Here is a 26,453-nt window from a genome sequence, read left to right as displayed (position 1 = left end):
CCTCTGGATCAGCGTAGGCCGCGGCTGCTGGGAAATCGGTTCGTGTTGCGGTTCTGGTCAGTTCGACTATAAGATCGTTCCGGCAGTTAAGGTCACCATGACACGAACATCCTCCCCTCCCCCCATCGGCGTCGCCGTCTCGACCGTCATCTTCCGGTTGCGGCGCGAGGCCGACGACGCGCGCATCGAGCTCCCCCTCGTCCGCCGGACGCGCGATCCGCACGAAGGCCAGTGGGCCCTCCCCGGGGGATGGGTCGATCCCGTCGAGAACCTGGAAGCCACCGCATCGCGCACCCTCGCGGAGACGACCGGACTCGCGCCCAGCTATCTCGAGCAGCTGTACGCCTTCGGGGACGTCGGCCGCTCGCCCGGACGGGTCGTGTCGATCGTGTACTGGGCCCTCGTCCGCGAGGACGTCGCGCAGGCGACCGAGCAGCACAACGTCGCGTGGTTCGATGCGACGGCGCTGCCGACCCTCGCCTTCGACCACAACCACATCGTCGACTACGCCCTCTGGCGACTGCGCAACAAGGTCGGCTACAGCCGCATCGCGCACGGCTTCCTCCCCGACCGCTTCACGCTCGCCGAGCTCCGCGAGGTCAACGAGGCCATCCTGGGGCGCCGCCTGGATCCCGCCAACTTCCGGCGTCAGGTCGAGGGGTCCGGCACCCTCATTCCGACAGACGACTTCCGCACGGGCAGCCACCGCCCGGCGCGGCTCTACCGCTACAACCAGGACGTCGAGCTGGCCGATCGCGGCCCGCTCCCGCAGTGAAGGACCCGACCCGTCATGAGCGCCACCCCCGTCACCCTCCAGCCCCGCCCGCTCGACCCCAGCGTCGACCATGAGATCCAGGCGATCGTCGCCGGCGACCTCACCACCGAGACGTGCAACACGGATCTGGCCGCCGGCCCGTGGACCTTCGACACCCGCCCGGGATACGGACCCGGATCGTCGATGGGCGACGTGATCCCGACGGGCGCCCCGCGCCAGGGCCAACTGCCCGCCGAGTACCGGGAGGCGGCCGAGGAAGAGCTCGCCGCCCGCATCGTCGCGGCGAAGGCGACCCTGGGCGACCGCGTCGTCGTCCTCGGGCACTTCTACCAGCGCGAGGAGGTCGTCACCCACGCGGACTACGTCGGCGACTCCTTCCAGCTCGCGAACGCGGCGCTCGAGCACCCCGAGGCCGAAGCCATCGTCTTCTGCGGCGTCCACTTCATGGCCGAGACCGCCGACCTGCTCTCGCGTCCCGAGCAGGCCGTCATCCTCCCCAACCTCGCCGCCGGATGCTCCATGGCCGACATGGCCGACATCGATCAGGTCGAGGAGTGCTGGGAGCAGCTCGCCGAGGTCTACGGCGACATGGACATTCCGGATGCCGAGGGGCTGCTCCCCGTCATCCCGGTCACCTACATGAACTCCTCCGCCGCCATCAAGGGCTTCGTCGGCCGCCACGGCGGCATCGTCTGCACCTCGTCGAACGCGCGCACGGTGCTGGAGTGGGCGTTCGCCCGCGGGCGCCGCGTGCTGTTCTTCCCCGACCAGCACCTGGGCCGCAACACCGCGAAGGCGATGGGGGTCCCCCTGGAGCGGATGCCCATGTGGAACCCGCGCAAGCCGCTCGGCGGCTCGACCGAGGCCGAGCTCCACGACGCCCGCGTCATCCTGTGGCACGGGTTCTGCTCGGTGCACCGGCGCTTCACGGTCGGCCAGATCGCCCAGGCGCGCGCCGAGCACCCCGGGGTGCGGGTGATCGTCCACCCGGAATGCCCGATGGACGTCGTCGACGCGGCCGACGAGGCGGGGTCGACCGACTACATCCGCAAGGCGATCGCCGCCGCGACCGAGCCGACGACCTTCGCGATCGGCACGGAGATCAACCTCGTCCAGCGCCTGGCGGCGCAGTTCCCGGAGCACCGGATCTTCTGCCTCGACCCGGTGGTGTGCCCCTGTTCGACGATGTACCGCATCCACCCCGGATACCTCGCATGGGTGCTCGAGGGTCTCGTCGCGGGTGAGGTGCGCAACCGCATCCAGGTGACGGCGGACGTCGCGGAGCCGGCGCGTGTCGCCCTCGAGCGGATGCTGGCGGCCAAGCCGTGACCACCGCGGTCGTCGTCGTCGGCTCGGGGATCGCGGGCCTCACCGCGGCCCTGCACGCCGACGGGGCGGGGTGCGACGTCACGCTCGTGACGAAGGCGACGGTCGCCGAGGCGAACACCCGCTACGCACAGGGCGGCATCGCGGGAGCCCTCTCCCCTGCTGACCGCACCGACGACCACGCCCGCGACACCCTCGTCGCGGGGGCGGGCCTGGCCGATCCCGCGGCCGTGACGGTCCTGGTCGAGGAAGGCCCCGACCGGATCCGCGACCTCATCGCGGCCGGCGTCGCCTTCGACCGCGACGAGCACGGCGCTCTGCGGGGCGGTCTGGAAGGTGCGCACTCCTTCGCTCGCATCCTCCACGCGGGCGGTGACGCGACCGGGGCCGAGATCGAGCGCGCGCTCATCGCGCGCCTGCGCTCGAGCGGCGTACGGCTGCAGGAGCACGCCTTCGTCACCGACCTCGTCCGCCGTGGAGGCCGTGTGGTCGGCGTCGAGCTGCACGGTGGCGAGCGCATCGCGGCGGACGCCGTGATCCTCGCCACCGGTGGTGCGGGCGAGCTGTTCGCGCACTCCACCAACCCGGCCGTCGCGACGGGTGACGGTATCGCGCTGGCCGCACGCGCCGGCGCCGCCGTCCGCGACCTCGAGTTCGTCCAGTTCCACCCGACGGTGCTGGCCGTCGGCGATGCCTTCCTCGTCTCCGAGGCCGTGCGCGGCGAGGGCGCCGTCCTGCGCGACGAGCGCGGACGGCGCTTCGCGCTCGAGGCTCACCCCGACGGCGAGCTGGCCCCGCGGGACGTCGTGGCGCGCGCGATCGCGGGCGCCATGGCACGCCAGGGCGGGCGCCCCGTCCTGCTCGACGCGACCGCCGTCCACAGCCCCGACCCGGATCAGCGGGCAGCGTTCCTCGCGGCCCGGTTCCCGACGATCGACGCGGCCGTCCGCGACCGCGGTCTGGACTGGGCGCGCGAGCCGATCCCCGTCACCCCGGCCGCGCACTACCTCATGGGTGGAGTCGTGACGGACCTCGACGGACGGACCGACGTCCCAGGGCTCTACGCCGTCGGTGAGGTCGCCCGCACGGGCGTCCACGGAGCGAACCGCCTGGCTTCCAACTCCCTGCTGGAGGGCGCCGTGTTCGGCGCGCGCGCCGGTGCCGCGGCAGCGGCCGATGCCGTCCGAGCCTGGCCCGTGGCCGCCGGCGCATCGACGCCGCCGGACGCCGACACGGTGGCCGTCGGCATCCCGCATCCGCCGTTCTCCCGCCGTGCGCTGCAGGAGCTCATGTGGGCGGATGCCGGTGTCGCCCGCGACGGCGCCGGGCTGAGGCACGCGGGCCGCACCCTCGCCGCGTGGCAGGCGGAGATGCCCGCTCCCGTGAGCGTCCGCGAGCACGAGGACGCGGGCCTGCTCCAGGTCGCCCAACTCGTCGTCGCCTCGGCGAGCGCGCGCACCGGCTCCGTCGGATCGCACCTGCGCACCGACGACCCCGCCGCGGCCGCCCACGGTGGCGTCCGCACCGACCTGGAAGGGGCCGCATGATGCTCTCCGCCGTCGTCATCGAGAACACCGTCCGCGCCGCCCTGGCCGAGGACGCCCCGTGGGGCGACCTCACGAGCGAGGCGCTGATCCCGGCATCCGCCACCGCGACGGCGGAGCTCGTCGCTCGCGAGAGCGGTGTGCTCAGCGGCGGCGAGGTCTTCGCCGCCGCCTTCACCCTGACCGATCCGAGGGTCGAGGCGCTCGTCCATGCGTCCGACGGCACCCGCTTCGCGCCCGGCGACGTGCTCGCGACGGTCTCCGGCCCGGCGCGGGCCGTCCTGACGGGCGAGCGCATCGGGCTGAACTTCGCTCAGCGGATGTCGGGGGTCGCGACGCTGACCGCGCAGTACGTCGATGCGGTCGCCGGCACCGGGGTGCGGATCACCGACACGCGCAAGACCACACCGGGGCTCCGCGCCTTCGAGCGTCACGCCGTCCGCAGCGGCGGCGGCGCGAACCACCGATACTCGCTCTCAGACGCCGTCATGGCCAAGGACAACCACCTCGCGGTCCTGCTCCGTTCGGGGCTGTCGGTCACCGAGGCCCTCCGCGAGGCCAAGGCACGACTCCCGCACACGACGCACATCGAGGTCGAGGTCGACCGCCTCGACCAGATCGAGGCCGTCCTCGCCGCGGGGATCGGCACGATCATGCTCGACAACTTCTCCCTGGAGGACCTGCGCACCGGGGTCGGACAGGTCGCCGGGCGCGCGACCGTGGAGGCATCCGGCGCTGTCTCGCTCGAGACCGTCCGCGCCATCGCCGAGACCGGCGTCGACGTCATCTCCGTCGGTGCCCTCACCCACTCGGCGCGCGCGCTCGACCTGGGGCTCGACGTCCGCATCGACGAGGCCTGACGTGCTCTACCTCGACCACGCCGCGTCCGGTCCCGTGCGCGCGGAGGCGCGGGAGGCGATGTCGCCCTTCCTCGGCGACCGCTTCGGCAACCCGTCGAGCCATCACACGATCGGTGAGGATGTCGCACAGGCCCTCGAGGACGCCCGCCGCCGCGTCGCCGGCGTGCTCGGGATGCGCCCCGGCGACGTGATCTTCACCTCCGGGGCGACGGAGGCGAACAACCTGGCCATCAAGGGCATCGCTGTGGCTGCGCTCCTGCGTCGCGGACGCCCGGGCCACGTCGTGACCACCGCGATCGAGCACGAGTCGGTCCTCTCGTCGGCCGAGTACCTGCAGCGCGTGCACGGCGTGGCCGTCACGCACGTCGCGGTCGACGGGGACGGTCTCCTCTCCCCCACGGCACTGACGGACGCCCTGCGGGACGACACCGTGCTCGTCTCGGTCGGTTACGCCAACAACGAGATCGGGACGGTGCAGGATGCCGCGGCCCTCACCGCCGTCACGGCGCCCCGCCGCATCCCGTTCCACCTCGACGCGGTCCAGGCGGCGGGATGGCTGCCGCTCGCCGGGACCGGCGCCGACGCGCTGTCGCTCGCGGGCCACAAGATCGGCGCCCCGCAGGGGATCGGCGTGCTCGCCATCCGCGGCCGCGTGCCGCTCGAGCCCCTGCTCCACGGCGGAGGGCAGGAACGCGACCGCCGAAGCGGCACGCAGAACGTCGCGGGCGCCGTCGGCTTCGCCGTCGCGCTCGAGCTCGCCGAGCGGGAACGAACGGATGCGGCGGCGCGCGCCACCGCACTGCGGGACGTCTTCGTCCGCCGCGTGTGCGAGCTGGTCCCCGAGGCATCGTTGACGGGCCACCCCACGCGACGCCTGCCGGGGACGGCGAGCTTCACCTTCGCGGGAGTGAGCGGCGAGGCGATCCTGCTGGAACTCGAGCGGCGGGGTGTGGTCTCCTCGAGCGGATCGGCCTGCGCCGCGGGCAGCGACGAGCCGTCGCACGTCCTCGTCGCCCTGGGCGTCGCGCCGGAGGTCGCCCAGACCTCGGTGCGGTTCAGTTTCGGCCATCACTTCAGCGGTGACCCCGCACCGATCGCCGACGCGGTCGCGGCATCCGTCGCGGCGGTACGATCGCGGTGATGACCTCCTCGACCGTCACCGTCATCGTGCCCGGACGCGATGTGGGCGCCTACGTCGACGAAGCACTGACCTCCCTCCGCGCCCAGACCCGCGACGACTTCCGCGTGATCCTGGTCGACGACGCCTCGCGGGATCGCACGGCGGAGGTCTTCGCCGAGGTCGCCGCCGCCGATCCTCGCTTCCGGCTGCTCCGTCACGAGGTCGCGCGCGGCCTCGGCGCGTCCCGCAACGAGGCGCTCGAGCTCGTGGCGACCCCGTTCGTCGGGTTCTTCGACGCCGACGACGTCATGACGCCGCGCGGCCTGGAGACGCTCGTGGGGAGCCTCGAGGACTCCGGCAGCGACGTCGCCGTCGGCGCGTACGTCCGGCTGCGAGCGGATGCCGCCGGTCACTACGCCCCCGGCGTCGTCCAACCGTGGGTCGCTGCCTCGACCGCTCCCGCGCGGCAGGGCACGACGCTCGCCGAGCACCCCGACGTCTCGGGCAACATCGTCGCCTGGTCGAAGGTCAGCCGCACCGACCTGTGGCGCCGCGAGGGCCTGCGCTTCACCGAGGAGCGGGCGTACGAGGACCAGGTGGTGGCGCAGCAGCTGTACACCGCGGCGCGCGCCATCGATGTCGTCCCGGACGTCGTCGTGCAGTGGCGCGAGCGCGCAGACGGCACCTCCATCACGCAGCGCCGGCACGCCGTCCCCGTGCTCCAGGACTATCTGGACGGGATGCGGGGCGGGCTCGCGGTCCTCGACGCGGGCGGCTACTCCGCCGCGGCGCAGTCACGCGTCCGGCTCATCCTCGGTATGGACGTGCCCGCCCTGGTGCGGGTCGCCGAGCACCACCCCGACGACGAGTACCGCCGGCTCCTCGGAGCGTTCACCCGCGACCTGTCCGACCGCGCGGCGCGGGAGGGACTCGACCTCGACGCCGACTCCGCAGCACTTCGCGCCGCCGCCCTCGCCTGGTGAGCGCCGCGGCCTCCTAGACGGCGCCCTCGATCCGGCTCGCGGCGATCTGCTGGGCAGCGAGCTCGGCGTACAGCCCGTCGCGGGCGAGGAGCTCGGCGTGCGTGCCGGATTCGACGATGCGTCCGCCGCTGACGACATGGATGACGTCGGCGCCGACCACCGTCGAGAGTCGGTGCGCGATGGACAGCGTCGTGCGCCCGCGGGCGGCCTCGTCGATCGCCTCCTGCACCACGCGCTCCGACACGGTGTCGAGCGCCGAGGTCGCCTCGTCCAGCAGCAGGACGGGCGGGTCCTTCAGGAGCACGCGCGCGATCGCGATGCGCTGCTTCTCCCCGCCGGAGAGCCGATAGCCACGTTCGCCGACGACCGTGTCGTAGCCGGCCTCGAAGCCCGAGATGACGTGGTGGATGTTGGCGGCGATGCAGGCGGCTTCGATCTCGGCATCCGTCGCCTCCGGCCGGGCGTAGCGCAGGTTGTCACGGATCGATGCGTGGAAGAGATAGGTCTCCTGCGACACGATCCCGATGCGGTCGATGATCGAGGCGTGGGTGAGGCTCCGCACGTCCGCGCCGGCGAACAGCACGGTCCCCGCCTCGGGTTCGTAGAGCCGGGGAGCCAGGTAGAGGATCGTGGTCTTGCCGGCCCCCGACGGGCCGACGAACGCGACATGCTGGCCGGGCTCGGCGACGAAGGACACGCCGTCGAGCGTCGCAGGGCTCTGCGGACCGGCATCCGGATAGCGGAAGGACACGTCGCGGAACTCGATGCGTCCGAGCGGGCCGGGCGCGGCTGCGACCTCGATCGCGTCCGCGCGGTCGGTGATGGCGGGGCGCAGGTCGAGGTACTCGAAGATGCGCGCGAACAGCGCCTGCGAGGTCTGGACGTCCAACGCGACCCGCATGAGGCCCATCAGCGGCATCAACAGGCGCGCCTGCACCGTGGTGAACGCGACGACGGCGCCCGCCGTGATCGCCGGACCCCCGCCGCTGATGAACAGGCCGGCGACGAGGTAGATGATGGCCGGGACCGACGACATGATGATCTGCACGACGGCGAAGAAGCCCTGCCCGCTCATCGCCTGCCGCACCTGAAGACCGATCTGGGTGCGGTTCTCGGCGGCGTAGCGGGCGGATTCGGCGCGCTGGCGGTTGAAGGACTTCGACAGGAGGATTCCGGAGACGCTCAGGGTCTCCTGGGTGATGGCGCTGAGCTCCGACAGTGACTCCTGCGTCTGCCCCGCGATGCGCGCGCGCACCTGTCCGACTCGGCGCTGCACGAGGACGAGGACCGGCATCATGACGACCGCGATGAGCGTGAGGCGCCAGTCGATCAGGACCATCGCGACGAGCGCGGAGATGACCGTCACCGTGTTGCCGAGGATGCTCGTGACCGTGTTGGTCAGCACTCCCGAGACGCCGCCGACGTCGTTCTGCAGCCGCGACTGGATGACCCCGGTCTTCGTCCGGGTGAAGAAACCGAGGTCCATCGCCTGCAGGTGTTCGAACATCCGCACCCGGAGGTCGCCCGTGACGCGGTTGCCCACAGTCGAGGTGAACCAGGTCTGCGCGATGCCGAGCCCGGCCCCGAGGACGAACAGGGCGATCATCGTCAGGACGAGGATGCCGAGCAGCCCGATCCGGGGCGCGGAGCCGTCGACGGGGAAGAGCGCGTCGTCGAAGATCCGCTGGACGATCAGCGGCGGGATCACGCCCACCGCCGCCCCCAGGATGACGAGGACGGCCGTCACCACCAGCCGTCGACGGTACGGACGGAACAGCGCCACGACGCGCCGACCGAGGTCGGGGACCCGAGGCGCCGAGGCGTTGCGGCGCCGCTGGGCCTCCTCGTCGACGGCCCGGAACCCGCCCCGTCCGCCGCCGGGTCCGCCCATGCTCATCCCGTCACCATAACCCCGCGCGAGGATCGGGGCGCCGTCGCGGGAATGCCGCGCTCACAGCATCCGTTAAGCTGAACGGCTCGTCTCGGGCTCGGCACCTCCGCCGCCTCCCGCCCCACTCGAAGGATTCCCGTGCCCCTTTCGGACACCGCTTCCACTCCCGTCGTCCCGGCCGATTCGCGAACCGCGAGAACCGGTCCGGTCATCGCGCTGCTCGTCGTCGCCGCATTCGTCGTCATATTGAACGAGACGACCATGTCGGTCGCCCTCACCGACATCGTTGCGGACCTGGACATCACCGTCGCTTCGGGTCAGTGGCTGACCACCGGCTTCCTGCTGACGATGGCCGTCGTCATCCCGTTGACCGGCTTCGTGCTCGAGCGCTTCCCGCTGCGCGCCGTCTTCTTCGCGGCGATGAGCCTGTTCGCCGCCGGCACACTCATCGCCGCCCTCGCCCCCGGCTTCGGCTTCCTCCTGGTGGGACGCATCGTGCAGGCCAGCGGCACCGCGATCATGCTGCCGCTCCTGTTCACGACGGTCCTCAACATCGTTCCGCCGTCGCACCGCGGACGGATGATGGGCCTCATCTCCGTCGTCATCGCGGTCGCCCCCGCGATCGGCCCGACGGTCTCCGGCGTGATCCTGTCGACGCTGACCTGGCACGCGATCTTCTGGGTCATGCTGCCCATCGCCCTCATCGCCCTGGGACTCGGAGCGGTGTGGGTCAAGAACGTCACCACGACGCGACCCGACGCACGTTTCGATCTGCTCTCGGTCCCGCTCTCGGCAGTCGGCTTCGGAGGACTCATCTACGGCTTCAGCGCGATCGGGGAGTCGGCATCCGGTCACACCCCTGTGCCCGTCTGGATCCCCCTCGCCGTCGGCGCCGCATCCCTCGTCCTCTTCGTCCTGCGCCAGCTCCACCTGCAGAAGACCGACAGCGCCCTCCTCGATCTCCGGACGTTCCAGACGCCGGCATTCTCACTCGCGATCGTGCTCGTCGTCATCGTGTTCATGGCGCTGTTCGGATCGATCATCCTGCTGCCCATCTACCTCCAGCAGGTCCTCGGCCTGGACGTGCTCGGGGTGGGCCTCGTGCTGCTCCCGGGCGGCATCCTCATGGGCGCGATGGCGCCGTTCGTCGGCAATGCCTTCGACCGCTTCGGGCCGACCCCCCTCGTGATCCCGGGGATGGTGCTGGCTGCCGCAGCTCTGTGGGGCATGACGTTCTTCGGTCCGGACACCGGTGTCGCCTTCGTCATCGCGGTGCACCTCACGCTGAGCCTCGGGCTGGGACTCACCTTCACCCCGCTCATGACATCCGCACTCGGCTCGCTCCCCCGCCGCTTCTACCCCTACGGTTCGGCGACGGTGGGCACGCTGCAGCAGGTCGCGGGCGCCGCCGGCACCGCCGTGTTCGTCGCGATCATGACCGTGGTCACGGCCGGTGCCATCGCCGGCGGCAGCGACGAGGTCATCGCCAAGGCCGACGGCATCCACGCGGCATTCCTCGTGGGCGCGATCGTCGCCACGGCAGCAGTCGCGCTCGCCCTGTTCGTCCGCAAGCCGGCTGATCAGGACGACGCCGACCTCCCTGCCGCCGCGCACTGACCGCCGGCACGCCGCCGTGCGATCGGCGCGTTGCGCGGGCGCGAGCGGAGGAAGCCGCCGGCGAAGCCGAGGCCGCTGGGCGGGAGCCGTCAGTCGATGCTGCAGGCGCCGCCGCCGCAGCACGACGCGCTCTGGTCGATGATCTGCAGCGTCGGCTTCTCGTCTGCGGCATCCGGCGTCGTCGGGACGGGCTGCAGGATCGGGGTCGGCAGGTTCGAAGTCGCCATGACGATCAGCCTACGCCGCATAAACCCGCTCAGGGCCGCGGTCAAGGGCCCGCGACGGGTCCCGGTCGCGGCGTAGCGTGCCGGACATGAGCACCTCGAACGGAACCCTCAGCGGTAAGCGTGTCGCGTTCGTCGCGACCGACGGATTCGAAGACAGCGAGCTGACCTCGCCGTGGCAGGCGGTGACGGATGCCGGTGCGACCGCGGTCCTCATCTCGCCCGAGTCCGGAACCATCACCGGCAAGAACGGCCACGAACAGCCCGTCGACATGACGACGGCCGACGCGGAGGCGGCGGAGTTCGACGCCCTCGTGCTCCCCGGCGGAGTCGTGAACGCCGACGACCTGCGCCTCGACGAGGCAGCCGTCCGCTTCGCGCGCGACTTCTTCGCGCAGCACAAGCCGGTAGGCGCGATCTGTCATGCGGCGTGGCTCCTCGTCGAAGCCGACGTCCTCGGCGGCCGCACGCTCACGAGCTACCCCAGTCTGCGGACCGACCTCGTCAATGCGGGCGCGACCTGGCAGGACGAGGAGGTCGTGGTCGACGCCGGCCTCGTCTCGAGCCGCACGCCCGACGACCTGCCCGCCTTCGACGCGAAGCTCGTCGAGGAGATCGCGGAGGGACGCCACGCCGCCCAGACCGTCTGACCGACCGGATGCCGCGCACCCGCACACACGCGGGCGCGCGGCATCCGTCGTCTCAGCGCTCCGCTGCGCCCGACCGGCGACGCGAGAGCACGATCCACAGCGTGATCCCGATGACGGCGACCGCGATCACGGCTCCGACGACGACCGGGACCACGGCTCCCTCGTCCTCGGGCGTGGCCGCGCCGGCGACGTCGTCGGAGGTGATGGGGGCGCCGCCGCCGACCGTGAACGGGATGGTCCCGCTGATGGGATGACCGTCGCTGGAGACGACACGCCACTCGACGACGTATCCGGCTGCCGGCAGGCCGGCGACAGGAAGGGTGAGCGTGTTCGTGTCGATGGCTGGCGCGCCCTCTGCCCAGTCGCGCCCCGAAGCGTCGAACACAGCGACCGTCGCGCCCTCGGTCATGATGGCCGCCGAATAGGTGAGGGTGATCTCCGCCGGCGCCTCGGCGAGGTCGGCGCCCACGGCCGGTGAACTGCCCACGAGCTCATCGTGCGCCGCGGCCGGGTTGGCGACGGTGAGGACGGCGGCCAGCGCCAGAAGGACGCCGGCGAGAGCGGCGCGGAGCGCAGCGGGGACGGACGAGAGGACACGCATCCCTCGAGTCTGCCGCGATCCGCTGTGTACGAGGTCGGAGCCGCCGTCTAGCGGTGGGTCGACGTCGACGCAAGGTGGGCCTTCCGCCGGACCGGGAGCGTTAGGGTTCCCCGGACGACGCGACGAAAGGACCGACCATGACGGAGCAGCCTGAGGGAGTGGAACGGCCCGAGGACCGTGGCGCGCCCAGCGCCGAGTACGACGTGCGGGTGAGCGAGCGTGACGGTGTCACCCGGATCGACATCGCGGACGGGGCCGTCGCGCGACCCGGACCCGGACCCGGCCAGCCCGAAGCCGACGAGGACTGAGGCGGCGGCTCAGAGCCCGAGCAGCTCGCCGGGAGGGACGCCGTAGGCCCGCCGGTGGAGGCGGACGAAGGCAGCTTCGGCGAACCCCCATCGTGCCGCGATCTCGGCGACCGTCACCGAGCCGCCCAGCGGAGCACGGACGAGGTCGGCGTGCGCAGCATCCAGTCGGACCGCGCTCAGGTGCTCTTCGGGTGTGCGCCCCGCGAGGGAATGCGTCCGGAACGCGCGGGCCAACGCGGCAGCGCCGACACCGGCCGCTGCCGCGGCATCGTCGATGGTGATGGGCAGGGAAGCGTGATCCTCCAGAAAGGCGACCGCCCGGCGGTAGGCGGTCTGCTGCTGCTCCACCGTCTCTCGGCGTGCGCGCGTCTCATCGACCGCGGCGAAGGTCTCCAAGGTGGAGACCGCGAGCGAGCGGAAGACCGATGCCCGCACGAGGTCGTTGCCGAACAACGGCTCTGCGTCGAACGCCATCGCCGTGGTCGACCGCCATGCCATGGACAGAGCCGGTGACAGCGCCGACGCGCCGTCGAAGGACAGCGTCAGGGTGTCGTCGTTGTAGACCGTCCGGGCCACATCGGTCAGGACGTCGACCGGCAGCGCGACGACTTGCACGCGGGCGTCCTGGAGCCGGCAGTCGAGCGTTCCCGGCTGGAAGAGCACCGGCGACTGCGCGGTGCCGCGGACACCCCCGACCTCCCACTCGTATCCATCGTCGCTCTGCACGACGATGACGGCTTCGAGGTCGCACGAGGCGCTGTAGCCGCCTTCGACATTCAGGCGACGCAGCCCGAACCGCTCATCGCCCGTGCTGGACTCCTCGAACACGAGGTCGTCGGCGTCGAGCTGGACATTGCCGTAGCTGCGACGGATGTACTCCTCGGCCTCGCCGAGATCTGCGGATCGAAAGTGCTCCTCGATCACGGTCATGGGTCTCCTCACACCGGTGCCCGCCTGCCATTTTACGTGGCGCACGACGACGCGGAGCGGATCGATGAATGTGCGTGAAATGGATACTAATGCGCATAATGGATAGACCGCCGCAGAAGGAGTCCCGTGGGAAAGTTCATTTACAACGACCGCATCCGTGTGGATTTCGAGGATCGGGTGCTCGCCCACCTGCAGGTGGTCATCACGACCAAGCTGCGCCGCGGCGAGTCGTTCACCTTCATGTGGCGCAACGATCAGAGTCTGGGAGACGGCCGCCAGGTGGTCTGGCTGCACGCCGGCGCCGACCTCAATTTCCAGTACTTCGGGAGCCGACAGCCGACTCTCAACCCGGCCTGGCTCGACGCGCTGAGCTACGTCGCCAACTCGCCGTCGGGACTGTATCTCGTGCCGGAGCCGCAGGGCGGCGCGGCCGCCGGTGTCGGCTCGTCGGAGCGGATCGGCTGATGTTCCGCCCCTCGGGCGGACGGATGCCGCATGGGCGCTGACCTCCGCGAGGGCGTCCGGGATCAGACGGTCATCGCGACCGACGCCGCAGGCGCCCGGGCCGCTCTCGCGCAGCTGGCATCCGACGTCGTGATCCACGAGACCGGCACGCCGTTCCGACTCCGGCAGCGCACCGTGGGCGATGATCGCCTGCTCCTGACGTCCTTCACGATCTCGCCCGGGCTGCATTTCGAGTCTGGCGTCTCCGGCGCGATCGGCATCGCGCGCCGGCGGGACGGCGTCCTCCGGGCCGTCACCAATGGAGAGGAAGTGGACGCGAGTCGTCCGTTCCTTCTCCGGCCGGGCACAACGGAATCCTGGTCGGAGAACCTCACGGCCGACCTCGTCAGCCTCGACCTGTCGGCCGTCGGCGCCTTCACCGGGTTCGACGAATCCGTCCTGCACTTCGGCGCGACGAGTGCCCTCTCCCCCGACCTGCAACGGCACTGGGACCTGACGATCGACCACGTGACGCGGGTGCTCGGCGACAGCGAGCTGCTGCACAATCCCCTCATCCGCCAAGCCGCGGTCGACGCCGTCTTCGCGGCGACGGTGCACGCCTTCGACATCCGGTCCGACGCGGAGCGGACGGACGCGCGAGCCGGGTCGGATGCCGTCCGCCGGGCGACGGTGTTCATCGAGGAACGCCTGGGTGAGCCGCTCAGCGTCGGCGACATCGCCCGCGCGGCGCGGCTGAGCGTCCGTGGACTGCAGTCGGCGTTCGCCCGTGTGCTCGACACCACACCGGCCGCGTACGTGAGGACGACACGTCTGAGCGCCGTGCATGCGGAACTCGCCGAGGCGGGGCCGTCGGGGGCGACCGTCGCCGAGATCGCGCGACGGTGGGGCTTCGCGCACCTGCCGCGCTTCGCGAAGCACTACCGCGAGCAGTTCGGCGAGCAGCCGAGCGAGACGCTCAGGCGCGGTCGCTGATCAGTCCCAGCCGAGGTAATCCTCGATCTGGAAAGCCGTCTCCCCGGGGTGCGTCATCGGGAAGAGGTGTCCGGCGCCGGGAAGGCGGACGACACTCGTGCGGTCCGCCGCGGTCGCCTGGAGGTCGTCGCCGTTGGCCGGAGGAGTGATCGCGTCCTCGGCACCCTGGATGATCAGAATCGGCAGCGACGCCGCCAGCGTCGCCCACTCGGCTGCGGGCGTCGATGCGAGGGCCGCGCTCTGCAGGTCCTCGACCACCAGGTCGCGCGAGCGCGCGAACACATCCCACGCGAGGGCGAGGTCCACACCCGGGCCCACGAGAGTGCGCACAGCGCCGTCGTCGGGAGCGTCGACGGGCGTGGCGAACACCGTCTGGAGGGCTCTGGCCGCATCGTCGTGCAGCGCCCGCGTCGCCTCGACACCGAGCAGCAGCACGCCGCTGACCCGGCCGGGGTGATCCAGGGCGACGGTGCGCGCCACGGCGCCGCCGAAGGCATGACCGCCGATCCACGACGCACCGATGCCGAGGTGGTCGAGCACGTCCACGACGTCCTGGGCGAGCTCATGCATCGAGACGGGAGCCGGGCCCGGACGCCGCGATCCGATCCGCACGATGCGGAATCCCTCCTCCTCGAGGATGCTCGCGAGTCCGCCGAGGTAGGCGACGTCGAGGCCCTGCGCGGGGAGGAGGACGAGGACGGGGCCGTCACCCTCGTCGATGAACGGGATGGCACGAGCCTCGGCGTCGAACACCTGGCGCTGGATCTGTGTCATGGAAGGGTCCTTCAGTTGTTGAAGCGGAACTCGACGACGTCGCCGTCCTGCATGACGTAGTCCTTGCCCTCGAGACGCGCCTTGCCCCTGGCGCGCGCCTCCTGCACCGAGCCGGTCGCCACGAGATCCTCGAACGAGATCACCTCGGCCTTGATGAAGCCCTTCTCGAAATCGGTGTGGATCACGCCCGCGGCCTGCGGCGCCTTCCAGCCCTTGCCGATCGTCCAGGCCCGGGCCTCCTTGGGACCGGCGGTGAGGTAGGTCTGCAGACCGAGGGTATCGAAGCCGACGCGGGCGAGCTGGTCGAGACCGGACTCGTCCTGTCCCGTCGAGGCGAGCAGCTCCGCGGCATCCTCCGGGTCGAGTTCGGCGAGCTCGGACTCGATCTTCGCGTCGAGGAAGACGGCCTGCGCGGGCGCGACGAGGGCCGCGAGCTCCGCCTTGCGGGCGGGGTCCGTCAGGACGGCCTCATCGACGTTGAAGACGAAGATGAACGGCTTGGCGCTGAGGAGCCCGAGTTCGCGGATCGGCGAGAGGTCGATTCCGGATGCCGAGAGGAGCTCGCCGCGCTGCAGCGCCTCCTGCGCGGCCTTGGCCGTCTCGAGCACCGAGGGGTCGAGCTTCTTGCCGCGCACCTCCTTCTCGTAGCGCACGATCGCCTTCTCGAGGGTCTCGAGGTCGGCGAGCTGGAGCTCCGCGTTGATGGTCTCCATGTCGCTCTTCGGGTCGACCGCACCGTCGACGTGGACGACGTCGTCGTCGGCGAACCCGCGGACGACCTGCGCGATCGCATCGGCCTCGCGGATGTTCGCGAGGAACTTGTTGCCGAGGCCCTCGCCCTCGCTGGCGCCGCGGACGATGCCGGCGATGTCGACGAACGACACGGTGGCGGGCAGGATGCGCTCCGACGAGAAGATCTCCGCGAGGGCGTCGAGGCGCGGGTCCGGCAGGTTCACCACGCCGACGTTCGGCTCGATCGTCGCGAACGGGTAGTTCGCCGCGAGCACGTCGTTCTTGGTGAGGGCGTTGAAGAGGGTGGACTTGCCGACGTTGGGCAGTCCGACGATTCCGATGGTGAGAGCCACGGGCATCCACTCTACGCGGCGGTCGCGCGGCTGCGCGCCGGAACGGGTCCGCGCGACCGGCGGCGCGCCTCCGCCCCGCCCGCCCCACCGGCGGCGAGGGTGAAGGCATGCCCCTGGACTTCACCGCGATCGACTTCGAGACGGCGAATCCTTCCAACGCCTCCGCCTGCGCCGTGGGACTCGCCCGCGTCCGTGGCGGCAGGGTGGTCGCGTCGGAGGGGTGGCTGATCCGCCCCCCGGAGGGGCACGACCGCTTCTTCGAGATCAACGTCGGCATCCACGGCATCCGTGAGAGCGACGTCGCGACGGCGGCGACCTGGCCAGAACAGCTGCCCCGCCTGCTCGACTTCATCGGCGAGGACATCCTCGTCGCACACAACGCCGGCTTCGACATGCGTGTCCTGCGCAGCGCGTGCGAGGTGACGGGGCACCTCGCTCCCGAGGCCCGCTACCTCTGCAGCCTGCACGTCGCGCGCAAGACCTACGACCTGCCGTCGTACCGGCTCCCGTTCGTCGCGGCAGCGGCAGGGCACCTCGATTTCGCCCATCACGACGCGACCGCGGACGCGCTCGCGTGCGCGCAGATCGTCATCGACGCTGCCGCGCGCGCCGGCGCGGGCGACCTCGTCGAGCTCGCGATGCTGCTCGGGGTCCGCATCCCCCAGATCCCGGCACCCGCCCCCGCCACAGCCGCCTGAGGCGACACGGTCCGCGCGGCGCGGGCCCGATGTCGGAGCCCTCGGGCACCATGACACACATGGATGCCGTCTTCTCCGTCCTTCTCGCCGTGATCTGTCTCGCCGTCGGCGCCCTCGCGGCGGGTGCGGTCGTCTCGGCCCGCGAAGTCGGACGACGCGGTGCGCTGCACGCCCAGGCATCCGCGGCGGAGGCGGCACGAGACGCCCTGCAGGCTCAGCTCGACCAGCAGCGCGCCCTCCACCGCGACGTCACCGCGCGCATCCACGCCGAGCAGGCGGCGCGCGACGAACGGGAACGTCGCGAGCAGACCGTTCTGCGCGCCCTCGCCCCCGTGCAGGAGACCCTCGCGACCATGCAGCAGAAGGTCGATCACCTCGAGCGCGATCGGCAGGAGCAGTACGGGTCGCTCGCCGAGCAGCTGCGGCGCGCGCAGGAGTCCGACGAGGCGCTGCGGGCGACGACCGAGTCGCTGGCGGGCGCCCTGCGTTCGAACGGCGCGCGAGGCGTGTGGGGCGAGACGCAGCTGCGCCGGATCGTCGAGTCGGCGGGACTCACGCGGTACGTCGACTTCGACACGCAGACCTCGATCTCCACCGATGCCGGGGCGGGCCGCCCCGACATGATCGTCCGGCTCCCGGGCGACAAGGCGCTCGCGATCGATGCGAAGGTGCCGTTCGACGCCTATCTCGAAGCGAGCGCCATCCCCGTCACCGCCGTCGGCGAGGAGGCCGCCCGCCGAGGGAGGCTCCTCGCCCGGCACGTCGCCGCCGTGCGCGGTCACATCGACGCCCTGGCGAAGAAGCGCTACTGGGCCGGGATGCCGTCGAGCCCCGAGTTCGTGGTCTGCTTCATCCCCAGCGAGTCGCTGCTCGCAGCGGCGCTGGCGGAGGATCCGACCCTCCTCGAGTACGCGTTCGGCCGACGCGTCGCCCTGGCCTCCCCCGTCAATCTGTGGGCCGTCCTCAAGACCGTCGCCTATACGTGGACGCAGCAGGACGTGTCGACCGAGGCCCGTCGGCTCTTCGACCTCGGCAACGAGCTGTACCACCGGCTCGGATCGCTCGCGGGCCACGCCGACGACTTGCGACGCGCGATCGAACGCACCGTCGACAGCTACAACCGCTTCGCCGGGTCTCTCGAGACCCGCGTGCTGGTCAGCGCGAGGCGGTTCCCCGGGATCGACGACACGCAGCTCGAGGCGCTCCCCTCACCGGCGACGATCGATGCGACGACCCGCCGCCTGACGGCTCCCGAGCTCCTCGAAGAGGCCCGGCTCCCCGCCGACCTGGGTGACCTGCGAGGGCGCCTCGCGGAACAGTGACGCGTCAGGACGGGAAGAACGTCATGAGGCCCACGACCCCCACCGACACCGCGAGGAAGGCGCCGATCAGCCACCACGCATTCACCTCGTGCCCAGGGGGCATCCGACGCCGCAACAGGACGTCCGGACGCCGGGCCGGGTCATCGACCACGGCGACCGGCGCCGTCACGGGGCGCACACCACCGTTCGCCTGACCCACGATCGGGATCTGGCCCGTCGGCGTGACGGGGAGGTGACCCGTGAGCGAGAGCTGGCCGGTGCGCGGGTCACTGGATGCGGTCGACATGTGGACTCCTGGGGGCGGTGGCGAGTGCCGGGGACAGCTGACACCACCGACCATTGTGCCAGAGGGGCCGGCCCGCATCCTGGGTTGACGCTCAGCGCGCGTGTCCGGTAAGGCCCGCTGCGTGCGATCCGGTCAGAGCCACTTGGAGGTCAGGTGCTCCGAGGAGATCCGCCGGAGGGTCCCCAATGCACCGCGCAGGACGACGCTCTCGGTGTAGACGAAATCCCCGACGCGACGCACACCGGCGACGAGTTCACCATTGGTGACACCTGTCGCGACGAAGAGCGTGTTGTTGCCCCGCACCAGATCATCCGCCTCGTAGACGTGGTCGTCGAGGGAGAGCCCCGCGTCGATCCCCCGCTGCTTCTCGTCGTCGTCGCGGGGCCACAGCCGGCCCTGGATGTGACCACCGAGCGCCTTGATCGCACACGCGGTGACGATGCCCTCGGGGCTGCCGCCGACACCCACGCACATGTCGGTGCGGGCGTTGTGGCGGGCAGCGTTGATGCCGCCGGCGACGTCGCCGTCGCTCATCAGGCGGGTCCCGGCGCCCGCATCGCGGATCTCCTCGATGAGCTTCGCGTGACGCGGTCGGTTGAGGACCGAGACGACGAGTTCGTCGACGGGCTTGTCGAGCGCCTTCGCCAGGCGGCGGATGTTCTCTGCGATCGGCAACCGGATGTCGACGACACCGACACCCGCCGGGCCGGTCACGATCTTGTCCATGTAGAAGACCGATGAGGCGTCAAGCATGGCGCCTCGGTCCGCGACGGCGATGACGGAGAGCGCGTTGTTGCGGCCTTCGGCGGTGAGGGTCGTGCCGTCGATCGGATCGACGGCGATGTCGCACTGAGGTCCGCGTCCGGTTCCCACGCGCTCGCCGTTGAAGAGCATGGGGGCGTTGTCCTTCTCGCCCTCGCCGATCACGATCACGCCGTCGAAGTTGACCGTGGTGAGGAACGCCCGCATCGCGTCGACGGCCGCCCCGTCGGCGAGTTCCTTCTTGCCGCGCCCGATGAAGGGGACGGAACGGATCGCCGCCGCTTCCGTCGCACGGACGAGCTCCAGAGCGAGGTTGCGATCGGGATGCAGCGGACTCATGTCGGCAGTCAGACTCACCATGGGCTCAGCCTAGATCCGCTCGATGCGGACACCCGCGGATTCCGCCGCACCCAGTCGGAAGGAATGCCGAATCTTTCCGTGCGCGAAGAGTCTGTTCGCGCGTCGAGCTCGAGCTCGTGTACCCGCAAGGCCGACGCGACGGCTTCGATAGAGTTGGGCTGAATCCACACCCCTTCCCGAGGAGCTCACATGCCCGTCGCCACCCCTGACCAGTACGCCGACATGCTGGATCGCGCGAAGGCAGGCGGCTTCGCCTACCCCGCGATCAACGTGTCGAGTTCGCAGACCATCAACGCGGTCCTCCAGGGCCTGACCGAGGCCGGATCCGACGGCATCCTCCAGGTCACCACAGGCGGCGCGGACTACTTCGCGGGCCACACCGTCAAGGGCCGCGCCACCGGCGCCCTCGCCTTCGCGAAATACGTCACCGAGGTCGCGAAGAACTACCCGATCACGGTCGCGCTCCACACCGACCACTGCCCGAAGGACGCGCTTCCCGGCTTCGTCCTCCCCCTCATCGAAGCGTCCGAGGCCGAGGTCAAGGCCGGCCGCAACCCGATCTTCCAGTCGCACATGTGGGACGGTTCCGCCGTGCCCCTCGACGAGAACATCGAGATCGCCCAGGAGCTCCTCCCCCGGATGAAGAACATCAGCGCCATCCTCGAGATCGAGGTCGGCGTGGTCGGCGGCGAGGAGGACGGCGTCGCGCACGAGGGGTCGAACGACGCGCTGTACACGACCGTCGCCGACGTCACCAAGGCCGTCGAGGCGCTGGGTCTCGGCGAGAACGGTCGTTACATCTCCGCCCTGACCTTCGGCAACGTCCACGGTGTGTACAAGCCGGGCGGCGTCAAGCTGCGTCCCGAGCTCCTCGGCGAGATCCAGGAGGGCATCGCGGCTCGCTTCGGCACCGGCCCGAAGCCCCTGGACCTCGTGTTCCACGGGGGCAGCGGCTCCACGGACGAGGAGATCGCGCTCGCGGTCAGCAACGGCGTGGTCAAGATGAACATCGACACCGACACCCAGTACGCCTTCACCCGTTCGGTGGCCGGCTACATGCTCTCGAACTACGAGGGTGTGCTGAAGCTCGACGGCGAGGTCGGCAACAAGAAGCAGTACGACCCGCGCGCCTGGGGCAAGGTCGCCGAATCCGCGATGGCCGAGCGCGTCGTCGCCGCGACGCAGCAGCTCGGTTCCGCCGGCAAGTCGCTCGGCGTCTGAGCCTACGGCTCCATACGACGAAGCCCCGGTCCGCGCGGACCGGGGCTTCGTCGTGTGAGGAGTCAGTAGGACGCGGTGCCGAGGACATCGCGCGGGTAGAGGGCGTACCGGACTCCGTCGACCGTGAAGGCGGTGTGGAGGTGGGGCCCGGTGGAGCACCCCGTGGAGCCGACCGAGCCGACGCGCTGGCCCGCCGCGACGACCTGCCCGGTCTTCACCGAGAACGCGCTGAGGTGGGCGTACACCTGCTCCAGTCGCATCCCGTCCACCGTCGAGGTCACGACGACCTCTTTCTGCTTGGTGTTGTTGGGAGCCCACGACGGGCACCCGGTCCTGATCCACACCTCTCGGACCGAGACGGTCCCGCCGCGCATCGCATAGACGGGAGTCCCGGTCGGGGCGGCGATGTCGTCACCGCTGTGGCCCGAGTACGTCGTGAATCTGCCATTCGGCCGCAACGGGTACGCCCATCCGTACCGCCCCGGCACCGACGGCCCCGCGGCGGTGGCACCGGGATCAGCCGACATCGCAGCGCTCGTCCACACACTGTCACCTTCAGCGTCCAGCAGCCGCAGGATGCCGTCGTTGCCGAGCGTCGCGGCTCGCACCTCGAGTCCGGCCGTCTGCGACGACCACACCGAGACGCCGCGCTCATCGAGCAGGAGGAGCTCGCCATCGCCGGAGAAGAGCAGGCTGGCGTCGAGCGTCCCGGTCGTCCGAGCGGTGCGGAGGAGCGTGTAGTCGCGCGTGAGCGCGACGTTGCCGTCACCACGCAGCCCGAACGTATACCGGCCGTCGGGTGAGGCCAGCTGCACCCCGGGGCGCAGGGTCGTGCCGGGAGTCATCACCGATCCGAGCGACCAGGCCACCCTCTTGCCCGCTGACGTCGTCGCCACGCTCCGGTAACTCTTCTTGACGCCGGTCACCGCGACGCTGATCGATCGTCCCGCCGCCCAGGTCGGCACCTCCCAGCTCGTCCCGGTCGCGCCGTCGACAGCTGTCCCGTCCACCCGCCACTGGACACGCACCTGGTCCGGGGTCGGCCGCCACGCTCCTGGGTTCACCGTCAGGACCTTGCCTGCCGCTGCCGTCCCGCTGATGGTCGGTGTGGGCGTCGCCGTGAAGGTGGCGAGCACGCCGACGCCGGAGGAGGTGCGGACGGCGGTCGTGTATCCGGCTTTCGTGCCCGCGATCCTCACCGAGACGCTGGTCCCGGCGTCGGCCGCGACCAGGCGGTACGTCCGCGCCGTCGCTCCGGTGATCGGGGCTCCGCCGCGCAACCACTGATACGTCAGGCTGACCCCCGCAGGGACCCACGTGCCCGGGACCGCCGTGAGAGTCGCCCCGACCGTACCCGTGCCCGTGATCGTGACGGAGGACGGCGGGGACATGACCCGCCCGACGACGACACCCGCACTCGTGCGGACGAGCGGCGCATATCCCGTCTTGGTGACCGTGACGCGGACCGAGAGGGTCGCACCGCCGTCGGCGGCGACCGGCGTGTACGACGCCGCCGTGGCACCGGCGAGGGCCGTCCCCCCGCGCAGCCACTGGTAGGCGACCGACACCGGAGCGGGGCCGAAACCGGCGACGGAGGCGGTGAGCTTCGCGCCCACGGCCGCGGTCCCGGTGACACGCACGGTCCCTGCGGTCAGCGCAGGCGCGGTCGCAGGATTCGCCGTCGTGGCCGACGGTGTCGGTGAGGTGGCGGCCGTGGCGGGGCCCCCCGCGAGCAGCAGGCCGACGATGGCCGTCAGAGCGACGGTGGCGGAGGCGATCCTCCGGAGTGTGCCGGTCACGATTCCCCTCCCGAGATGATGCACGCGAGGGAACACCCGCAGCAGCCGTAAAAGTACCAGGTGCTACGAGCCGATGGCGAGGCCGCGGACGAGCCCGGGATCTCCGAAGATCGGGATCACGAGGCAGACGCTCACGATCACGAAGGTCGCGATCGCACCCACGAGCGGGATCCACCAGCTGACCCGTCCGCGCGCCAACGACCACCACGCCCAGGCGGCGGTGACCAGCCAGCCGACGGCGAAGACGGCCGCGCCGATGCCGCCCCACAGTGCGCCCTGCGCCGTGTTCGTGAACTCGCCGTCCACGCCGGCGACCTCCATCCACGTGTCGGCGAAGGAGCGGAAGTCCACCAGCTGCGGGATCGCGCCGACGACGGTGACCAACCCGTAGGCCAGCAGGGCGACCGTGATGATGCGGTCGGCCATCCGGGTGGGCCGGGCGGCCACGGTCGTCGCGGGAGCGGTGGGCGGGTGAGGCGGATCGACGGATGCCGCGGGTGACGGCTCCGGGTGATGGATCGCCGCGCGCTGCTGCTCGGGCGTCGCGTACTCCCCGTACTGCGGTCGCGGCCGGGGGTCGTCGCTCACGAGCGGTTCCGTCCCCCGAGAGCACGGTCGTCCCGGCGACCGGACAGGTCCTGGCGCAGTTCCTTCGGGAGCGAGAACATGAGGTCCTCCTCAGCCGTCTTCACCTCGGCGACGTCGCGGTAACCCGCACCGGCCAGGTCTTCGAGCACCTCCGACACGAGCACCTCGGGCACCGACGCACCGGAGGTGACGCCGACCGTCTCGACGCCGTCGAGCCACTCCTGCTTGATCTCGTGGGCGTAGTCGACGCGGTACGCCGCCTTCGCGCCGTACTCGAGGGCGACCTCGACGAGTCGGACGCTGTTGGAGGAGTTGGCGGATCCCACCACGATGACGAGGTCGGCATCCTTCGCGACCTTCTTGATCGCGACCTGACGGTTCTGCGTCGCGTAGCAGATGTCGTCCGAGGGCGGGTCCTGCAGGTTCGGGAACCGCTCACGCAGGCGGCGCACGGTGTCCATCGTCTCGTCGACGGAGAGCGTCGTCTGCGAGAGCCAGACGACCTTGTCGGGATCCTTCACGACGACCGTGTCCGCCTCGTCGGGCGAGTTGACGACGGTGACGTGATCGGGGGCCTCACCGGCCGTGCCCTCGACCTCCTCGTGACCGTCGTGCCCGATGAGGAGGATCTCGAAATCGTCGCGGGCGAAACGCACGGCCTCGCGGTGCACCTTGGTGACGAGCGGGCATGTGGCGTCGATGGCCTGCAGTCCGCGGTCGGCGGCGGCGTTGACCACCGCCGGAGAGACGCCGTGCGCACTGAAGACGACGTGGGCGCCCTCGGGGACCTCGTCGACCTCATCGACGAAGATGGCGCCCTGGGACTCCAGCTCCGTGACGACGTGGATGTTGTGCACGATCTGCTTGCGCACGTACACCGGAGCGCCGTAGCGCTCCAGCGCCTTCTCGACGGCGATGACGGCACGGTCGACGCCGGCGCAGTAGCCGCGGGGCGCAGCGAGCAGGACACGCTTGGAGCCCTGGACGGGGAGGTCGACGAGCCGCCCGCGGGCTCCCGGGATACGGGGCATCGGCAGCGAAACGGCGGGAGAAGTCACCCCTCGATTGTACGAACCCCCGACTGTGTGGGGGACGTGTGCAGCAAGATGGGTGTCCGTGACGACTTTCCAGACCGAGCCGGGCGCCGCAGCTCCCCCGGACGCGGTGCACCCGCGGGACTCTTCGCCTGACGCGCCGACGTCGGTCTCCCGCCTGAACGAGACGATCCGCGACTTCGTGCAGAAGTGGGGCTCTGTCTGGGTCGAGGGCGAGATCACGGCGTGGAACCTCCGCGGCGGTCACGTGTTCGGGCGCTTGAAGGATGCCGGCGGTGACGGAATGCTCTCCTTCCGGATGTGGTCGTCCACCCTGCAGCGCACCCCGGACGACCTCAAGGTCGGCGACCGGGTGATCGCGTGCGTGAAAGCGGACTACTTCACCAAGACGGGCGATTTCAGCTTCACAGTCTCGGCGATGCGTCATACGGGCCTCGGCGACCAGCTCGAGCGCCTGGAGCGGCTGCGCACTGCGCTGCGTGCCGAGGGCCTGTTCGACCCGGCCCGCAAGAAGCCCCTTCCCTTCCTCCCCCACGTGATCGGGCTCATCACGGGTGAGCGCAGCGACGCCGAGAAGGACGTCCACCGCAACGCCGAGCTCCGCTGGCCCCACGTCGCCTTCCGCACCGTCTACGCGGCCGTTCAGGGCGACCGCTGCGTCCCGGAGACGCTCGCCGCTCTGCGGACCCTCGACGCGGATCCCGAGGTCGACGTGATCATCATCGCCCGCGGCGGCGGCGACCCGCAGTCGCTGCTGGGGTTCAGCGACGAGCGCCTCGTGCGGGCGGTGGCCGCGGCATCCACTCCGATCGTCTCGGCGATCGGTCACGAGAACGATCACCCGCTCCTCGACGAGGTGGCCGATCTGCGGGCCTCGACGCCGACGGATGCCGCCAAGCGGGTCGTCCCCGACGTGTCCGAGCAGCGCGCCCTGGTGCAGCAGCTGCGCAGCCGCGCCCGCTCGCGGCTCACGCAACGCGTCTCGCATGACATCGCTGCGCTGGCCCAGCTGCGCTCGCGTCCGGTGCTGCGCGACCCCGAGTCGATGCTGACCGGCCGCGTCCAGGAGGTCGTCGCGCTGTCCTCCCGTGCTCGTGACGTCATGAGACGACGATGGGATGCCGCGGCCCGCACGACGGCAGAGCTGCGCGCGTCGCTGCGCGCCCTCTCCCCCGGCGCGACTCTCGACCGCGGCTACGCGATCGCCCATCTCCCCGGGGGCGCGATCGTCCGCGACGCCGAGCAGGCACCCCGCGGCACGGACGTCGTCGTCACGGTCGGACGCGGCTCGTTCGCCGCGCGCTCGACCGGCGAGGTGGCGGAGTCCGCGGCGGACGGCCCGCCGGCCGCGATCTAGGATGGGAGCCATGACGACCGACGCGGGGGATGTGTCGACCCTCTCCTTCGAGCAGGCCCGCGACGAACTCGTGCACGTGGTCGCCCAGCTCGAGCAGGGCTCGCCGACCCTCGAGGAGTCCCTCGCCCTGTGGACCCGCGGCGAGGCGCTCGCGGCCCGGTGCGAGGAATGGCTGCTCGGCGCCAAGCGGCGCCTCGACGAGGCGCGCCCCGACGGCGGGACCGCCTCCTGATGGCCCGGCCCCGCATCGTCGCGGAGCTCGGCAGGCCCGAGACCCCGGAGGAGACCGCCGCACGCAAGGCCGCGGCATCCGAGCGCTACCGGTCCAGCAAGACCTTCCGGAACCTGATCGCGGCCCTCATCGTCTGCGTCGGGATCATGGCCGTGGTCTACCTGGGTGTCCCCCGCGGGACCCCTGCCGAGACCCCGGAGGCCGACGTCCCGGCGGCCGCCGCCGCAGCCGAGCGCACGGCGGGCCACGGTGTGGTCGTGCCCGGCGCCCCGGACGCCTGGCGAGTGAACTCGGCGGAGGTCGAGGGCGGCGAATGGCGCATCGTGTACGCCCCCGCCACCGGGTACGTCGAGGTGACGCAGGCCTTCGCTCCCCCCGAGGGCTGGGTCGCCCGGCAGCTCGGCGGCTACGCCCCCACCGCGACGACGACGATCGACGGCATCGAGTGGGACGTCTACGACCTCCCCAGCGCGGTCGACACCATCGACTACGCCCTGGCCACCACGGCAGGCACCGACACCGTCGTCATCGGCCTGGCCGCATCGACCGACCGCGGCGCCGCCGAGACCGTCGCCGAGAGCCTGGGCGACCAGATCCGCACTCTGAGAGAGGAGCTCCGTTGAGCACGACGACCCCCGCAGACGTCTG

At 71.1% G+C, this 26,453-nt stretch carries 28 protein-coding genes; 17 read left to right on the top strand and 11 right to left on the bottom strand.

All coding sequences use genetic code 11. From position 1 onward, the window contains the following. The first annotated feature begins 97 nt into the window (after positions 1-97). The 6 genes from M3190_RS07280 to M3190_RS07255 are packed head-to-tail and all read left to right on the top strand — an operon-like array spanning position 98 to position 6,608. Complete coding sequence (locus tag M3190_RS07280) at positions 98-775, top strand: NUDIX hydrolase (RefSeq protein WP_251580222.1); 678 nt, start codon at positions 98-100, stop codon at positions 773-775. A 15-nt stretch (positions 776-790) separates the two neighbouring features. Then, a complete protein-coding gene (gene nadA, locus M3190_RS07275; RefSeq protein WP_251580220.1) occupies positions 791-2,104 on the top strand; it encodes a quinolinate synthase NadA in 1,314 nt (437 codons plus the stop codon). Beyond that, positions 2,101-3,648, top strand: coding sequence for an L-aspartate oxidase (gene nadB, locus M3190_RS07270; RefSeq protein WP_251580218.1), 1,548 nt, complete (start codon positions 2,101-2,103; stop codon positions 3,646-3,648). Before nadA ends, nadB begins: the two co-directional genes overlap by 4 nt. Further along, the gene (gene nadC, locus M3190_RS07265) at positions 3,648-4,505 is read left to right on the top strand and encodes a carboxylating nicotinate-nucleotide diphosphorylase (RefSeq protein ID WP_251580428.1); all 858 of its coding nucleotides are present in this window, start codon (positions 3,648-3,650) and stop codon (positions 4,503-4,505) included. The genes nadB and nadC overlap by 1 nt, the downstream gene beginning before the upstream one ends. A 1-nt stretch (position 4,506) precedes the next feature. After that, positions 4,507-5,646, top strand: a complete 1,140-nt coding sequence (locus M3190_RS07260; RefSeq protein WP_251580216.1) for a cysteine desulfurase family protein — start codon at positions 4,507-4,509, stop codon at positions 5,644-5,646. After that, a complete protein-coding gene (locus tag M3190_RS07255; RefSeq protein WP_251580214.1) occupies positions 5,646-6,608 on the top strand; it encodes a glycosyltransferase family 2 protein in 963 nt (320 codons plus the stop codon). Before M3190_RS07260 ends, M3190_RS07255 begins: the two co-directional genes overlap by 1 nt. 13 nt (positions 6,609-6,621) lie before the next feature. On the opposite strand, the gene M3190_RS07250 is transcribed toward M3190_RS07255, so the two are convergent. Continuing rightward, on the bottom strand, positions 6,622-8,499 hold the full coding sequence (locus M3190_RS07250; RefSeq protein ID WP_439958019.1) for an ABC transporter ATP-binding protein: 1,878 nt from the start codon (positions 8,497-8,499) through the stop codon (positions 6,622-6,624). Positions 8,500-8,637: 138 nt separating this feature from the next. Between M3190_RS07250 and M3190_RS07245 the strand changes: the two genes are divergently transcribed. Further along, positions 8,638-10,116 (top strand): MDR family MFS transporter, encoded by a 1,479-nt coding sequence (locus M3190_RS07245; protein WP_251580209.1) that lies wholly within the window; start codon positions 8,638-8,640, stop codon positions 10,114-10,116. Between the two features lie 89 nt (positions 10,117-10,205). On the opposite strand, the gene M3190_RS07240 is transcribed toward M3190_RS07245, so the two are convergent. Then, a complete protein-coding gene (locus M3190_RS07240) occupies positions 10,206-10,343 on the bottom strand; it encodes a hypothetical protein (protein WP_251580207.1) in 138 nt (45 codons plus the stop codon). A gap of 86 nt (positions 10,344-10,429) precedes the next feature. On the opposite strand from M3190_RS07240, the gene M3190_RS07235 reads away from it, so the two are divergent. Continuing rightward, on the top strand, positions 10,430-10,990 hold the full coding sequence (locus M3190_RS07235; RefSeq protein ID WP_251580205.1) for a type 1 glutamine amidotransferase domain-containing protein: 561 nt from the start codon (positions 10,430-10,432) through the stop codon (positions 10,988-10,990). 52 nt (positions 10,991-11,042) lie between these two features. Here the strand turns inward: M3190_RS07235 and M3190_RS07230 are convergent, their stop codons facing one another. Continuing rightward, entirely contained in the window at positions 11,043-11,591 is a 549-nt protein-coding gene (locus tag M3190_RS07230) for a copper resistance CopC family protein (protein ID WP_251580203.1), read from the bottom strand. Between the two features lie 137 nt (positions 11,592-11,728). On the opposite strand from M3190_RS07230, the gene M3190_RS07225 reads away from it, so the two are divergent. Beyond that, positions 11,729-11,899 carry a hypothetical protein gene (locus M3190_RS07225; protein WP_251580201.1) on the top strand — a complete coding sequence of 57 codons (171 nt, stop codon included), beginning with the start codon at positions 11,729-11,731 and terminating at the stop codon, positions 11,897-11,899. A 9-nt stretch (positions 11,900-11,908) separates the two neighbouring features. On the opposite strand, the gene M3190_RS07220 is transcribed toward M3190_RS07225, so the two are convergent. Next, complete coding sequence (locus tag M3190_RS07220; RefSeq protein WP_251580199.1) at positions 11,909-12,829, bottom strand: helix-turn-helix domain-containing protein; 921 nt, start codon at positions 12,827-12,829, stop codon at positions 11,909-11,911. Between the two features lie 126 nt (positions 12,830-12,955). Between M3190_RS07220 and M3190_RS07215 the strand changes: the two genes are divergently transcribed. Both M3190_RS07215 and M3190_RS07210 read left to right on the top strand, forming a co-directional pair. Further along, the gene (locus tag M3190_RS07215; RefSeq protein ID WP_251580197.1) at positions 12,956-13,294 is read left to right on the top strand and encodes a DUF7882 family protein; all 339 of its coding nucleotides are present in this window, start codon (positions 12,956-12,958) and stop codon (positions 13,292-13,294) included. A 30-nt stretch (positions 13,295-13,324) separates the two neighbouring features. Next, positions 13,325-14,266 carry a helix-turn-helix transcriptional regulator gene (locus M3190_RS07210; protein ID WP_251580195.1) on the top strand — a complete coding sequence of 314 codons (942 nt, stop codon included), beginning with the start codon at positions 13,325-13,327 and terminating at the stop codon, positions 14,264-14,266. Here the strand turns inward: M3190_RS07210 and M3190_RS07205 are convergent, their stop codons facing one another. Then, positions 14,267-15,040: an alpha/beta fold hydrolase gene (locus M3190_RS07205; RefSeq protein WP_251580193.1), complete on the bottom strand. Its 774-nt coding sequence runs from the start codon at positions 15,038-15,040 to the stop codon at positions 14,267-14,269. Between the two features lie 11 nt (positions 15,041-15,051). Continuing rightward, the gene (ychF, locus tag M3190_RS07200) at positions 15,052-16,125 is read right to left on the bottom strand and encodes a redox-regulated ATPase YchF (RefSeq protein WP_251580191.1); all 1,074 of its coding nucleotides are present in this window, start codon (positions 16,123-16,125) and stop codon (positions 15,052-15,054) included. Between the two features lie 107 nt (positions 16,126-16,232). Here ychF and M3190_RS07195 point away from each other — a divergent pair, with 107 nt between their 5' ends. Together M3190_RS07195 and rmuC are read left to right on the top strand one after the other, a co-directional pair. Further along, a complete protein-coding gene (locus M3190_RS07195; protein ID WP_251580181.1) occupies positions 16,233-16,823 on the top strand; it encodes a 3'-5' exonuclease in 591 nt (196 codons plus the stop codon). 59 nt (positions 16,824-16,882) lie between these two features. Further along, positions 16,883-18,145, top strand: coding sequence for a DNA recombination protein RmuC (gene rmuC, locus M3190_RS07190; protein WP_251580179.1), 1,263 nt, complete (start codon positions 16,883-16,885; stop codon positions 18,143-18,145). Positions 18,146-18,149: 4 nt separating this feature from the next. Here rmuC and M3190_RS07185 read toward each other — a convergent pair whose 3' ends face one another. Together M3190_RS07185 and glpX are read right to left on the bottom strand one after the other, a co-directional pair. Continuing rightward, positions 18,150-18,431, bottom strand: coding sequence for a hypothetical protein (locus tag M3190_RS07185; RefSeq protein WP_251580177.1), 282 nt, complete (start codon positions 18,429-18,431; stop codon positions 18,150-18,152). 132 nt (positions 18,432-18,563) lie between these two features. Next, entirely contained in the window at positions 18,564-19,553 is a 990-nt protein-coding gene (gene glpX / locus M3190_RS07180) for a class II fructose-bisphosphatase (protein WP_251580175.1), read from the bottom strand. Positions 19,554-19,742: 189 nt separating this feature from the next. Between glpX and fbaA the strand changes: the two genes are divergently transcribed. Then, positions 19,743-20,774 (top strand): class II fructose-bisphosphate aldolase, encoded by a 1,032-nt coding sequence (gene fbaA / locus M3190_RS07175; protein ID WP_251580167.1) that lies wholly within the window; start codon positions 19,743-19,745, stop codon positions 20,772-20,774. 62 nt (positions 20,775-20,836) lie between these two features. Here fbaA and M3190_RS15375 read toward each other — a convergent pair whose 3' ends face one another. The 3 genes from M3190_RS15375 to M3190_RS07160 all read right to left on the bottom strand — a co-directional run bounded on the left by M3190_RS15375 (position 20,837) and on the right by M3190_RS07160 (position 24,192). Next, entirely contained in the window at positions 20,837-22,573 is a 1,737-nt protein-coding gene (locus M3190_RS15375) for a peptidoglycan DD-metalloendopeptidase family protein (RefSeq protein ID WP_308222243.1), read from the bottom strand. 63 nt (positions 22,574-22,636) lie between these two features. Next, positions 22,637-23,161: a DUF6264 family protein gene (locus M3190_RS07165; protein WP_251580165.1), complete on the bottom strand. Its 525-nt coding sequence runs from the start codon at positions 23,159-23,161 to the stop codon at positions 22,637-22,639. Then, on the bottom strand, positions 23,158-24,192 hold the full coding sequence (locus M3190_RS07160) for a 4-hydroxy-3-methylbut-2-enyl diphosphate reductase (protein WP_251580427.1): 1,035 nt from the start codon (positions 24,190-24,192) through the stop codon (positions 23,158-23,160). The genes M3190_RS07165 and M3190_RS07160 overlap by 4 nt, the downstream gene beginning before the upstream one ends. A gap of 85 nt (positions 24,193-24,277) precedes the next feature. On the opposite strand from M3190_RS07160, the gene xseA reads away from it, so the two are divergent. The 3 genes from xseA to M3190_RS07145 are packed head-to-tail and all read left to right on the top strand — an operon-like array spanning position 24,278 to position 26,428. Beyond that, the gene (xseA, locus tag M3190_RS07155; RefSeq protein WP_251580163.1) at positions 24,278-25,573 is read left to right on the top strand and encodes an exodeoxyribonuclease VII large subunit; all 1,296 of its coding nucleotides are present in this window, start codon (positions 24,278-24,280) and stop codon (positions 25,571-25,573) included. Positions 25,574-25,583: 10 nt separating this feature from the next. Beyond that, positions 25,584-25,805 (top strand): exodeoxyribonuclease VII small subunit, encoded by a 222-nt coding sequence (locus M3190_RS07150; protein WP_251580156.1) that lies wholly within the window; start codon positions 25,584-25,586, stop codon positions 25,803-25,805. Beyond that, a complete protein-coding gene (locus M3190_RS07145; RefSeq protein WP_251580154.1) occupies positions 25,805-26,428 on the top strand; it encodes a DUF4245 family protein in 624 nt (207 codons plus the stop codon). The genes M3190_RS07150 and M3190_RS07145 overlap by 1 nt, the downstream gene beginning before the upstream one ends. The last annotated feature ends 25 nt before the right edge of the window (positions 26,429-26,453 follow it).

It is taken from the genome of Microbacterium oleivorans, from assembly GCF_023715745.1.
Taxonomy (GTDB): Bacteria; Actinomycetota; Actinomycetes; order Actinomycetales; family Microbacteriaceae; genus Microbacterium; species Microbacterium oleivorans_D.
The sequence above is the reverse complement of the archived record's forward strand: the minus strand, read 5'-3'. Positions and strand labels throughout refer to the sequence as shown.

What these genes read in the sequence shown, in the direction of transcription:
- M3190_RS07280 (WP_251580222.1), top strand. Translation starts at nt 98, where the DNA reads ATGACACGAACATCCTCCCCTCCCCCCATCGGCGTCGCCGTCTCGACC.
- nadA (WP_251580220.1), top strand. Translation starts at nt 791, where the DNA reads ATGAGCGCCACCCCCGTCACCCTCCAGCCCCGCCCGCTCGACCCCAGC.
- nadC (WP_251580428.1), top strand. Translation starts at nt 3,648, where the DNA reads ATGCTCTCCGCCGTCGTCATCGAGAACACCGTCCGCGCCGCCCTGGCC.
- M3190_RS07255 (WP_251580214.1), top strand. Translation starts at nt 5,646, where the DNA reads ATGACCTCCTCGACCGTCACCGTCATCGTGCCCGGACGCGATGTGGGC.
- M3190_RS07250 (WP_439958019.1), bottom strand. Translation starts at nt 8,499, where the DNA reads ATGGGCGGACCCGGCGGCGGACGGGGCGGGTTCCGGGCCGTCGACGAG.
- M3190_RS07240 (WP_251580207.1), bottom strand. Translation starts at nt 10,343, where the DNA reads ATGGCGACTTCGAACCTGCCGACCCCGATCCTGCAGCCCGTCCCGACG.
- M3190_RS07235 (WP_251580205.1), top strand. Translation starts at nt 10,430, where the DNA reads ATGAGCACCTCGAACGGAACCCTCAGCGGTAAGCGTGTCGCGTTCGTC.
- M3190_RS07230 (WP_251580203.1), bottom strand. Translation starts at nt 11,591, where the DNA reads ATGCGTGTCCTCTCGTCCGTCCCCGCTGCGCTCCGCGCCGCTCTCGCC.
- M3190_RS07225 (WP_251580201.1), top strand. Translation starts at nt 11,729, where the DNA reads ATGACGGAGCAGCCTGAGGGAGTGGAACGGCCCGAGGACCGTGGCGCG.
- M3190_RS07220 (WP_251580199.1), bottom strand. Translation starts at nt 12,829, where the DNA reads ATGACCGTGATCGAGGAGCACTTTCGATCCGCAGATCTCGGCGAGGCC.
- M3190_RS07210 (WP_251580195.1), top strand. Translation starts at nt 13,325, where the DNA reads ATGGGCGCTGACCTCCGCGAGGGCGTCCGGGATCAGACGGTCATCGCG.
- M3190_RS07205 (WP_251580193.1), bottom strand. Translation starts at nt 15,040, where the DNA reads ATGACACAGATCCAGCGCCAGGTGTTCGACGCCGAGGCTCGTGCCATC.
- M3190_RS07195 (WP_251580181.1), top strand. Translation starts at nt 16,233, where the DNA reads ATGCCCCTGGACTTCACCGCGATCGACTTCGAGACGGCGAATCCTTCC.
- rmuC (WP_251580179.1), top strand. Translation starts at nt 16,883, where the DNA reads ATGGATGCCGTCTTCTCCGTCCTTCTCGCCGTGATCTGTCTCGCCGTC.
- M3190_RS07185 (WP_251580177.1), bottom strand. Translation starts at nt 18,431, where the DNA reads ATGTCGACCGCATCCAGTGACCCGCGCACCGGCCAGCTCTCGCTCACG.
- glpX (WP_251580175.1), bottom strand. Translation starts at nt 19,553, where the DNA reads ATGGTGAGTCTGACTGCCGACATGAGTCCGCTGCATCCCGATCGCAAC.
- fbaA (WP_251580167.1), top strand. Translation starts at nt 19,743, where the DNA reads ATGCCCGTCGCCACCCCTGACCAGTACGCCGACATGCTGGATCGCGCG.
- M3190_RS07160 (WP_251580427.1), bottom strand. Translation starts at nt 24,192, where the DNA reads ATGCCCCGTATCCCGGGAGCCCGCGGGCGGCTCGTCGACCTCCCCGTC.
- M3190_RS07150 (WP_251580156.1), top strand. Translation starts at nt 25,584, where the DNA reads ATGACGACCGACGCGGGGGATGTGTCGACCCTCTCCTTCGAGCAGGCC.
- M3190_RS07145 (WP_251580154.1), top strand. Translation starts at nt 25,805, where the DNA reads ATGGCCCGGCCCCGCATCGTCGCGGAGCTCGGCAGGCCCGAGACCCCG.